The 11,110-nt window shown below is 64.6% G+C and carries 9 protein-coding genes; 3 read left to right on the top strand and 6 right to left on the bottom strand.

Going from position 1 to position 11,110, the window contains the following annotated elements; all coding sequences use genetic code 11:
* Positions 1–118 (bottom strand): uL13 family ribosomal protein (locus Q0S71_RS22030; RefSeq protein ID WP_296000518.1); only part of this gene is annotated, 118 nt, incomplete at its 3' end.
* A gap of 254 nt (positions 119–372) precedes the next feature.
* Here Q0S71_RS22030 and Q0S71_RS22025 point away from each other — a divergent pair.
* Positions 373–795 carry an OsmC family protein gene (locus Q0S71_RS22025; protein WP_296000512.1) on the top strand — a complete coding sequence of 141 codons (423 nt, stop codon included), beginning with the start codon at positions 373–375 and terminating at the stop codon, positions 793–795.
* 8 nt (positions 796–803) lie between these two features.
* Here the strand turns inward: Q0S71_RS22025 and coq7 are convergent, their stop codons facing one another.
* Complete coding sequence (coq7, locus tag Q0S71_RS22020; RefSeq protein ID WP_296000510.1) at positions 804–1,448, bottom strand: 2-polyprenyl-3-methyl-6-methoxy-1,4-benzoquinone monooxygenase; 645 nt, start codon at positions 1,446–1,448, stop codon at positions 804–806.
* 118 nt (positions 1,449–1,566) lie between these two features.
* Entirely contained in the window at positions 1,567–1,995 is a 429-nt protein-coding gene (locus Q0S71_RS22015) for a hypothetical protein (protein ID WP_296000506.1), read from the bottom strand.
* A gap of 379 nt (positions 1,996–2,374) precedes the next feature.
* Here Q0S71_RS22015 and Q0S71_RS22010 point away from each other — a divergent pair, with 379 nt between their 5' ends.
* Positions 2,375–3,268, top strand: a complete 894-nt coding sequence (locus tag Q0S71_RS22010; RefSeq protein WP_296000503.1) for an ABC transporter ATP-binding protein — start codon at positions 2,375–2,377, stop codon at positions 3,266–3,268.
* A 7-nt stretch (positions 3,269–3,275) separates the two neighbouring features.
* The gene (locus Q0S71_RS22005; RefSeq protein ID WP_296000500.1) at positions 3,276–6,854 is read left to right on the top strand and encodes a M1 family aminopeptidase; all 3,579 of its coding nucleotides are present in this window, start codon (positions 3,276–3,278) and stop codon (positions 6,852–6,854) included.
* 81 nt (positions 6,855–6,935) lie between these two features.
* Here Q0S71_RS22005 and Q0S71_RS22000 read toward each other — a convergent pair whose 3' ends face one another.
* The 3 genes from Q0S71_RS22000 to Q0S71_RS21990 form a co-directional block, all read right to left on the bottom strand.
* On the bottom strand, positions 6,936–8,501 hold the full coding sequence (locus Q0S71_RS22000) for a methyl-accepting chemotaxis protein (RefSeq protein WP_296000496.1): 1,566 nt from the start codon (positions 8,499–8,501) through the stop codon (positions 6,936–6,938).
* A 311-nt stretch (positions 8,502–8,812) separates the two neighbouring features.
* A complete protein-coding gene (locus Q0S71_RS21995) occupies positions 8,813–10,396 on the bottom strand; it encodes a methyl-accepting chemotaxis protein (protein ID WP_296000493.1) in 1,584 nt (527 codons plus the stop codon).
* A 143-nt stretch (positions 10,397–10,539) separates the two neighbouring features.
* Entirely contained in the window at positions 10,540–11,085 is a 546-nt protein-coding gene (locus tag Q0S71_RS21990; protein WP_296000490.1) for a hypothetical protein, read from the bottom strand.
* Between the last annotated feature and the right edge of the window lie 25 nt (positions 11,086–11,110).

The following is an 11,110-nucleotide window of genomic DNA, read 5'->3' as shown; positions in this document are numbered from 1 at the left end:
GTTTGCCGCGCAGTCGGAGTGCCACTTCGCTGGCAACACGTCCGAGGACTTTGTCCGTCGCGTCAATCACGAACCAATCGCGCTGGACTTCATGTCCTTTAGCGGAAAATGTTTTCATGTTGACTTCCTAAATAAATAACACACGCTCATATGGTGGTTCCGCCATTGCTTCAGCGGACTCGGCCTTTTTGTATATTCTTTCCTGAGCGAACGGAAAGCCGACAATTATAAGCGCAAACTGCCGCCGCCGTCAAGGTCGGCATGCGCCCGCACCGGCCTCCGAGCGTGGCGCAGACTGGCTTGCCGGGCAGGCGCACCGGCGGCGCCGGACTCCATTACAATATGAACAAAGTTCTTGTTACGGAGAAAATCATGGAATGCAAAGTCAGCTGGAACGGCCCGTCCGGGATGAGTTTTTTGGCGCAAACCGGCTCCGGCCATTTGGTCACGATGGATGGCGCGCCCGATGGCGGCGGCCACAACCTGGCGCCGCGGCCGATGGAAATGGTCTTGCTCGGCACCGGCGGCTGCACCGCCTATGACGTGGTGCTGATCCTGAAGAAAGGCCGCGAAGACGTGCGCGGCTGCGAGTGCACGCTCAAGGCCGACCGCGCCGACACCGATCCGAAAGTGTTCACCAAGATTCATTTCCACTTCACCGTCAGCGGCAAGAACCTCAAGCCGGCCACGGTGGAACGGGCGATCGCGCTGTCGCACGACAAATACTGCTCGGCGTCCATCATGCTGGCCAAGACGGCCGGGATCACGCACTCCTTCGAGATCGTCGAAGTCTAGCGCCAGGCTTAAATGTAATACGCGCTGCCGGTCATGAGCTTGGCCATCGCCGTCATCGCCAGCCTGACCGGGGCCGGCGCGGCGGCCGCGCCCAGCGCCTGGGCCGCCGCGCCGTGGGCGATTTCATCGACCCGCATCTGCTCGACGATCGCGCGCGACTTGGCGTCCTGTGGCGGCAACTGGTCCAGGTGGCTGGCCAGATGGGCTTCGACCTGGCGCTCCGTTTCCACCACGAAGCCCAGGCTGCGGGCGTCGCCCAGATAGGCGGCGACCGTGCCCATCGCATACGCGCCGGCGTAGAACAGGGGATTGAGCACGCTGGTGTGGGAACCGAGTTCGCCCAACCGCTGCGCGGTCCACGCCAGATGGTCTTGCTCCTCGCGCCCGGCCTGCTCGAATTGCAGACGCATCGCGTCGCTGCGGGCGAAGCGCGCCTGCGCGTTGTACAAGGCTTGCGCGCACACTTCGCCGACGTGGTTCACGCGCATCAGGCCGGCGCTGTGGCGCTGCTCGGACTCGCTCAGCGGGCCGGCGGCGGCGTGCACGGCCGGGCTGGGCCGCGACGCCGGGGCGACGCCGGCGATCACGCGCAGGGCTTGGTCGGCGCCCGACAGCAGGCGGTCCAGGGGGGAGTGGTAGCGGTTCGCGGCCATGGTCGTTGTCATCCGTCTGAAACAAAAGCATCATTATAAAAGCAGGGGCCCGCACCGTGGCGCGGCGAATGGGAACGAGCATGCGAAGAATGCGACGAGCGCGACGGCCGCGTGGCGCTCAGCCGCCGTTGCCGTCGGCTTCCTCGCGCAGCAGGCGCTGGCGCTCGATCCAGTCCGCCACCGGTCCCCGCACGTCGATCTTGGAAATATCCTTGGCCACGCCCAGGTTCAATCCCAGCAAGAACGGAATGGTATCGACCGGCACTTCCGGACAGTGCAACGCGAACGCGGCCGTGAAGCGCGGCGCGGCGATCACGTCGACGACCTTTTCGCCGCTCATGAATTGCAGGATGCTGGTGATGCTGTGGCCCTTGCCCAGCGTGCGGTAGATGAAGCGGTTGTAATCGCGGTCGATGTGCTTGAAGTCCAGCGTTTCCTTGGTCATCAGGCTGGCCAGGTAACACAAGCCCAGGGCGACGCGGAAAAAACCGGTCGCCTCGCTCTTGCTGGTGCCGCAGCGCATGACCGCCCGCACTTTATCCTGCATCGCCCCATCCATCCGTTCACCCGTCCTCACTACTGCACGGCGCGGAAACATTCCGCGCTCACCGCGACTATAGCAAGCCATAGCCTGTTTTGGTTTGCACGGTAGAATTTTTACCCGCCACGTCGGAAAATGTTCACGCCGGTATTGTTCCGCAATTGAAGCCGCCGCCACCTTGCCATTTTGACCAGCGGATGGGCGGCCGCCACGCCCCGCGCTCCAGGCGCCGCTATGTGCAGTCTGGCGCGTCCAAAACGCGGCCCGTCGCAATGGCGCCCCTATTCTGTCGCAAATTCAATACAATGCCATCATGTGAAAAGCGCATGGCCGTGCAGAAACGCCCAGCCGCTGCGCCGCACCGCCGCATCCTCAGGAGTCAGTAATGGAATTACGCATCCAAAATTTGTCCAAGACCTATGGCAACGGCGTCGTCGCCCTGGACAATATTTCGCTCACCATCCCGGCCGGGATGTTCGGTTTGCTCGGCCCCAACGGCGCCGGCAAGTCGACGCTGATGCGCACCCTGGCCACCCTGCAGGAATGCGATACCGGCTCGGTGTTCCTGGGCGATATCGACGTGCTCGACGAAAAAGATGAAATCCGCCGCCTGCTCGGCTACCTGCCGCAGGACTTCGGCGTCTATCCCAAGGTGACGGCTTACGAAATGCTGGACCACTTCGCCGTGCTCAAGGGCTTGAGCGGACGCGGCCGACGGCGCGAGGTGGTCGACGGCCTGCTCCAGCAAACCAATCTGTTCGACGTGCGCCACCAGCGCCTGGGCGGCTTTTCCGGCGGCATGAAGCAGCGCTTCGGCATCGCCCAGGCCCTGCTGGGCGACCCGAAACTCATCATCGTCGACGAGCCGACCGCCGGCCTCGACCCGCAGGAGCGGGTCCGCTTCCACAACCTGCTGTCCGACATCGGCGAGGACAAGACGGTGATCCTGTCGACCCACATCGTCAGCGACGTGGCCGACCTGTGCGCCAACATGGCCATCATCAACAAGGGCCACTTGCTGCTGTGCGGCCCGACCCAGGAATTGATACACGAGGTGGGCGACAAGATCTGGGCCCGTTTCGTCGACAAGAAAGAGCTGGCCATGTTCCAGCAGCGCCACGCCGTCATCTCGACGCGGCTGCTGTCGGGCCGCACGCTGATCCACGTCTACAGCGACAGCGATCCCGGCGATGGCTTCGAGGAAGCGCTGGGCGACCTGGAGGACGTTTATTTCGCCACCATCGCCGGCCGCCACCGCGCCGCGCCGCACTGCGATTAGGGCGGCCATGTACGCGATCGCCTCCTTCGAAGCGCGCCAGCGGCTCAAGCTGCTGTCCACGTGGACCTATTTCGCCATGTTCCTGCTGCTGGCGCTGTTGTGGACGGCGGCCGAGGGCGGCGTCATCAAGCACGCCAGCGTCAGCTTCGGCGGCCGCCTGACGGTCGACGCGCCGCGCTCGCTGATGCTGACGGCCAGCTTCCTCGGCTCGATGGGCGTGGTCGTCATGGCGGCCATGATGGGCCGCTCGGTGCAGCAGGATTTCGAATACGAGATGCAGCACTTCTTCTTCAGCGCGCCGATCAAAAAATACCAGTACATGCTGGGCCGTTTCCTCGGCGCCTACCTGACGCTGGCCATCGTCTTCCTCAGCATTCCGCTGGGCACCTGGCTGGGCACCTACGTGCCCGGCATCGACGCCGACCGCATCGGCCACGTGTCAGCGCTGGCCTACCTGATCCCCTATTGCTGCTCGGTGCTGCCGAACATCTTCATCTTCGGCGCCATCTTCTTCGTGCTGGCCGCGCTGACGCGGCGCATGTTGCCGGTCTACGTCAGCAGCGTCGTCATGCTGATCGGTTACATGGTGGCGCCGGAACTGGCGCGCGACCTCGACTACAAGACCCTGGCCGCGCTGATCGACCCCTTCGGCACCTGGGCCGCGATCCGCCTCACCGAATACTGGCCGGTGGCCGAGCGCAACACGCGCCTGGTGCTGCCCGAAGGCGTGTACCTGCTCAACCGCACGCTCTGGTCCTCGTTCGCGCTGGCCGTGCTGATGCTGGGCTACTGGCGCTTCCACTTCGTGTCGACGGCCGACAGCGGCGCCGATCCGCGCGGCGAAGGCGCGGCGCCGCAGCGTCTGTCCGACACGGCCAGCAACACCAGCGAGGCGCCCGACTTCGCCGCCCGCAGCCTGGGCCGTCTGCTGCTGGGCATGAGCTGGCTGAACCTGCGTGAAACGTCGAAGAATATCTACTTCCTGGTGCTGGTGCTGGCCGGTGTGCTGACCATGTATGCCGGCGCGCTCGACCTCGGCTCCATCCTCGGCACCAACACCTATCCCGTCACCTACCAAATGCTGGACATGGTCGGCAGCGCCTTCTCGCTGTTCATGCTCGTCATCACCACCTTCTACGCCGGCGACATGGTGTGGCGCGAACGCGAAAACCGCATCGCCCAGATGTTCGACGCCCTGCCCATACCCAGCTGGCTGCCGCTGCTGGCCAAGCTGTTCGCGCTGATCGGTTTGCAGGCGCTGCTGCTGCTCGTCGTCATGTTGTGCGGCATGTCGATCCAGGTCTTCCACGGCTACTTCCAGCTCGAACCGGGCTTGTACCTGCAACAGCTGTTCCTGATCCAGCTGCCGCAGTACGCGCTGCTGGCGGTGCTGGCCATCGCCCTGCAAGTGCTGCTGAACCACAAATACCTGGCCTACTTCGCGATGATCTTGTATTACGCGGCGACCGCCACCTTCAGCTCGCTCGGCCTCGACCATCCGATGCTGCTGTACGGCACCTCGCCCAGCTTCCTCTATTCGGCCATGAACGGCTACGGCCACTTCCTCGCGCGCGAACGGTGGTTCGAGCTCTACTGGGGTGGCGCCGCGCTGCTGCTGGTGATGGCGGCGCTGCTGTTCTGGGTGCGCGGCACCAACGACAGCTGGCGCCAGCGCGTGCAGCTGGCGCGCCACGCGCTGACGGCGCCGGTGCTGGCCATGCTGGCGGTGGGCGTGCTGATCTGCGGCGGCGCCGGTGGCGTGCTCTACTACAATCTGCACCTGGCCAACGTCTACAAGTCGGCCTACCAGAAAGACGCCGACCGCGCCGACTACGAACGCCAGTATAAAAAATTCGCCGTGCTGCCGCAGCCGCGCATCGTCGACGTCCAGCTCAACGTCGACCTCACGCCCGAGCAGCGCCGCATGCACGTGCGCGGCCACTACCTGCTCAGCAACCGGGGCGCCGTGTCGGTGAGCGACATCATCGTCTCGCAGGACGTCAGCGCCGCCATCGTCGCCATGCGCTTCGACCAGCCGGTCCGCCCCGGCCTGCGCGACGCCGCGCTGGGCCTGTACAGCTACAAGCTGAGCAAGCCGCTGGCGCCGGGCGCCACGCTGCCGCTGGACTTCGAACTCGACTTCGCGCCCAGGGGCGTGCTCGGCCTCGGCCAGGACACGCCGGTGGTCGGCAACGGCACCTTCGTCACCAACGCGCTGCTGCCGCACATCGGCTACCAGTCGGCGCTGGAACTGACCGACGACCGCGACCGCAAGCGCCACGACCTGGCGCCGCGCGCCGCGATGGCCGAGCGCGACAGCGCCGCCGGCCTGGCCAACAACGGCGTCAGCAACGACGCCGACTGGATCAGCTTCGACGCCACCGTCAGCACTACCGCCGACCAAACCGCCGTCGCGCCGGGCACGCTCGAACGCGACTGGAGCGCCAACGGCCGCCACTACTTCCACTACAAGATGGACCAGCCCATCCTGAACTTTTACGCCATCGAATCGGCGCGCTACGCGGTGCGGCGCGACTGGTGGCAGGACGTGACGATAGAGCTCTACTACCATCCCGGCCACGAATACAATCTGGACCGCATCGCCCACGGCGTCAAGGAAGCGCTCGACTACGACACCCGCAATTTCGGCCCCTACCAGCACAAGCTGGTGCGCATCGTCGAGTTCCCGCGCTACGCGAGCTATGCGCAGTCTTTCCCCAGCACGATACCGTACTCGGAAAGCCTGGGCTTCATCGCCAAGGTCGACGATAAAAACCCCAAGGACATCGACTACCCCTTCTATGTCACCGCGCACGAAGTGGCGCACCAGTGGTGGGGCCACCAGCTGGTGGCCGGCAACACGCGCGGCGCCACGGTGCTGAGCGAAACGCTGGCCGAATATTCGGCGCTGATGGTGATGAAGAAAAATGTCGGCGCCGGCAAGATGCGCCGCTTCCTGCGCTACGACCTCGAAAAATACCTGCTCGGGCGCGCCATCGAAAACAAGAAGGAGTTGCCGCTGGCCGACAATGAAGACCAGGATTACATCCAGTACCGCAAGGGCAGCCTGGCCATGTATCTGCTGCAAGACATCCTCGGCGAAGCGAAAATCAACGGCGTGCTGCGCGCGCTGCTGCTCCAGCACGGCCACCAGGGCGCGCCCTACACCAGCGTGAACGTGCTGGTCGACGCGCTGCGCAAGGTGGCGGCGCCGGACCGGGCTTACCTGATCGACGACCTGTTCGAGGCCATCGTGCTGTATGAAAACCGCGCCGTCTCGGCCACCGCCCGCAAACGCGCCGACGGCAAGTACGACGTCACGCTGGCCGTGCACGCGGCCAAGATGCGCGCCAGCGCCACCGGCGAGGAAAAAGATGTGCCGCTCAAGGACTGGATCGACATCGGCGTCGACGACAAGGACGGCAACAGCCTGCTGCGCGAGCGCAAGCTGATCGAGCGCCGCGACAGCAGCTACACGGTGACCGTCAGCGGGCGCCCGGCCAGGGCCGGCATCGACCCGGACAACAAGCTGATCGACCGCAAGCCGGACGATAATATGATCGCCGTGGAAATCGACGCGCCATAAAAAATCCCCGCCGGCTCCGGCGCGGCGGGGATGCTTGGGCGGCGGCGCGGGGCCGCGGCGCTACTTAATGCGACGCCGGAATCAGGCCCGCAGGCGCAGCGGCGTCGCCTCGTTGAGCTTGAAGACGGCCACCACCTGGGCCAGCGCGTCGGCCTGTTCTTGCAGCGACGCGGCGGCGGCGGCGGCCTCTTCCACCAGCGCCGCGTTCTGCTGCGTCACCTCATCCATCTGACCGATGGCCTGGTTGACTTGCTCGATGCCGGAACTCTGCTCGACGCTGGCCGACGTGATCTCGCCCATGATGTCGGTGACGCGGCGGATGCTGTCGACCACTTCGCTCATCGTCATGCCGGCCTGGTTGACCAGCGCGCTGCCGGCGTCGACCTTGTCGACCGAATTGCCGATCAACTCCTTGATTTCCTTGGCCGCCGCCGCGCTGCGGTGGGCCAAATTGCGCACCTCGGTGGCGACGACGGCGAAACCGCGGCCCTGCTCGCCGGCGCGCGCCGCTTCGACGGCCGCGTTCAAGGCCAGGATATTGGTCTGGAAGGCGATGCCGTCGATGACGCTGATGATGTCGACGATCTTGCGCGACGAGGCGTTGATGGCGTCCATGGTATCGACCACCTGGGCCACGACGGCGCCGCCGCGCTGCGCCACTTCGGACGCGCTCATCGCCAGCTGATTGGCCTGGCGGGCGTTGTCGGCGTTTTGCTTGACGGTGGAGGTGAGCTCTTCCATCGACGAGGCGGTTTCCTCCAGGCTGCTGGCCTGCTCCTCGGTGCGCGACGACAGGTCCAGGTTGCCGGACGCGATCTCGCTCGACGCCGTGGCGATGTTCTCGGTGCCGCTGCGCACTTCGTGCACGATCTCGACCAGGCCATCGTTCATGGTCTTCAGCGCCAGCAACAGCCGCCCCGTTTCATCCTGCGACTCGACCACGATGTGGCTGCGCAAATCCTTGCCGGCGACGGCGATGGCGATATCGACGGCGCGGCCCAGCGGCAGCACGATGCCGCGCGTGAGCCACCAGGAACACGCCACGCCCAGCAACAGCACCACGACGCCGAGGCCGATCATGAAGTGGCGGCTGTGCTCGTACACGGCCTCGATTTCCGCCGCCTTGGCGTCGATGGTGGCGCGCTGCATGTCGAGCAGGCCGCGCAGCGCTTCCAGATACGTTTTCGATTCGGGAATAAAGGTCTGGTCCATCAGCGCACTGGCTTCGTCGACCTGGCCGGCCGCCTTCAGCTTCGCGATGTTCTCGCGCGCGCCCAAGTACAGCTTGCGGTGCACCAGCATCTGCTCATACAGCTTCTTTTCGGCGCCCTCCTCGATCAGCGGCACCACTTTTTTCTGCAACTCCTCGACTTCCTTGGTGCCGCTGGCCGTGTCTTCGGCAAAGAACTTGCCCAGCGCCGGATCGCTGCTCTTGGCGATGGCCGAGGTGCGGCGCACGCCCGTGTGGATCACGCGATACCAGTCGCTAATCATGCGCTCCTTGGCCAGCGGTTGCTGCATCATGTCGCGCGTGGCCTCGGCCACGGTCTGCATGTGCGCGATGCCGATATAGGTCATTAATGCCATAAAGGCAAGTATCAAGCCAAAGCCTGCGGCCAGGCGGGTGCCGATTTTAAGATTTTTCATGGTAGCGACTGCTGCAAAGAGTAAAAAGTGGTGGCGCGTTGCGTCTCGTGACAGCAGGAATACAGGTCACGGAGGAAGAAGTTGCCTTGAAGTATCGACACCTTACCACGTCCGATCGCATCACGTCCGACGCCGCTGCGGGTTTAGATTTCAAATAAGCAATCAAAACGTCCCTGCATAATACGCCGTTGACAGTGCTCAGGGGCATGATGTGGCGCGGCGACGCGGAAAAACCACGCTGAAGAATTACGTTGGATAATTATGCCGAGTATTCGCGCCGAAGAATTCAGCTGAAGCATTCGGCTCGATCACTAGGCCGGCAGCCGCGGCCTCTGCGGCGCGCGGTGCGACACGGCGTCGGCCAGCTTGAAGACGCTGACCACGTGGGCCAGCGCATCGGCCCGCTCGTGCAGCGACGCGGCGGCGGCCGCCGCCTGTTCGACCAGCGCGGCGTTCTGCTGCGTCACTTCATCCATGTGGCTCATGGCTTGGTTGACCTGTTCGATGCCGGCGCTCTGCTCCATGCTGGCGGTCGTGATTTCGCCCATGATATCGGTGACGCGCCGGATACTGTCGACAACCTCGCTCATCGTCATGCCAGCCTGATTGACCAGCGCGCTGCCGGCGTCGACCTTGTCGACCGAATTGCCGATCAGCTCCTTGATTTCCTTGGCCGCCGCCGCGCTGCGGTGGGCCAGGTTGCGCACTTCCGTGGCGACGACGGCGAAGCCGCGCCCCTGCTCGCCCGCGCGCGCCGCCTCGACGGCCGCGTTCAAGGCCAGGATATTGGTCTGGAAGGCGATGCCGTCGATCACGCTGATAATATCGACGATCTTGCGCGACGAGGCGTTGATCGCATCCATCGTGCCGACCACTTCGCTGACCACGGCGCCGCCGCGCTGGGCCACGGCCGACGCGCTCATCGCCAGCTGATTGGCCTGGCGCGCATGGTCGGCGTTTTGCTTGACGGTCGACGTCAACTGTTCCATCGACGACGCCGTTTCTTCCAGGCTGCTGGCCTGCTGCTCGGTGCGGGCCGACAAGTCCAGGTTGCCGGCCGCGATTTCGCTCGACGCGGTGGCGATGCTTTCGGTGCCGGCGCGCACTTCGGCGACGATATCGACCAGGCCGTCGTTCATGCTCTTGAGCGCGGCCAGCAAACGCCCGGTCTCGTCGCGGGAATCGACGGCGATGTCGCTGCGCAAATCCTTGCCGGCCACGGCCACGGCGATCTGCACGGCGCGGCCCAGCGGCACGACGATGCCATGCGTCAGCCACCAGGCGCAGGCGGCGCCCAGCAGCAGCACGGCCAGACCGAGCGCGACCATCACGTTGCGGCTGTGCTGATACGTGTCTTCGATGCCGGCGGCGTTGGCGTCGATGCGCTTGCGCTGCAAGTCCAGCAAGCCGCGCAGCGATTCCAGATAGGCCTTGCCGTCGGGGATGAAGTGCTGTTGCAGCAACTGGTCCGACTCCTCCAGCTTGCCGTCCTTTTTCAGCGCCACGATGCCGTCGCGCGAACTCAGGTAGCGTTTGCGGTTGGCCAGCATGTCGGTGAACATCTGCTTTTCCGGCGCCGTGTCGAGCAAGGCCTCGACATCGTGCTGCAAGGCGTTGACTTCCTTGGTCGAGGCCGCCGTATCCTCGGCGAAGAACGGGCCCAGCGACGGATCGTTGCTCTTGGCGATGGCCGAGGTGCGGCGCACGCTGGTGTGGATCAAGCGATACCAGTCGCTAATCATGCGCTCCTTGGCCAGCGGCTGCTGCATCATGTCGCGCGTGGCGTCGGCCACCTTTTGCATGTGGCCGATGCCGATCGCCGTCATCAGCATCATCAAGATCAGCACCAGGCCGAAACCGCCGGCCAAGCGCGTGCCTATATTCAGATTTTTCATGGATATGCCCGGCAAGGAGTGGATGGGGACAGCGGTGCGACTGATGCGACTAACAATGGGCGAAGAAATTGCCCTGAAGAATCAGTAGCTTACCACGACCGCCTATTCCATGCCGGCACGGACCGGAAACGCGTCTAACCGTCTCAGGCCGTGGTCTTCAAGGTCGCCACGATGCCCTGGTCGAAGGAGGACGATACGACCACGCCGGCCAGCGAGGGATTGGACTTCAGGATGGTGGACCAGTTGGTTGAGGTGTCGGTCGATGCCAGGCCCTGGACGGCGCCGCTGCCGTTGTAGATGCCGGACGCGGACGGGCTGGACGAGATCGAGCCAATGATGGCCGAGTCCGCAATCTGCTGCGCCGTCGGCGGCGTCGACGCGGTGGCGTCGGTACCAGTGCCGTCACCTATGGTCACACCACCACTGCTGCCGTTGCCAGGCGGGGTGGCGGTGCCGCTCGCCGCACCGGCTTGCTGCAAGGAGGACAACAAACCGCTGGGCGTGTAGACCGACAGGCCCGACGTCGAACCGCCCAGCGTACCCACGATCGCCGACTCCGAAGCGAGGCTGGTGGCCAGCGACGACAAGGCCCCCGACGACGTGTTCGGCACGACGAGTGGCGTCGGCTGATAGGACGTGTTGACGGGAGTGGCGGTGGTGGCGGTGGTGGAACCGATAGGCGTAGTCATGGCGTAATCCGATGTCGGGCAGCAA

Origin of the sequence: Rugamonas sp., from assembly GCF_025354735.1 — a bacterium.
Taxonomy (GTDB): domain Bacteria; phylum Pseudomonadota; class Gammaproteobacteria; order Burkholderiales; family Burkholderiaceae_D; genus Rugamonas.
The sequence above is the reverse complement of the archived record's forward strand: the minus strand, read 5'-3'. Positions and strand labels throughout refer to the sequence as shown.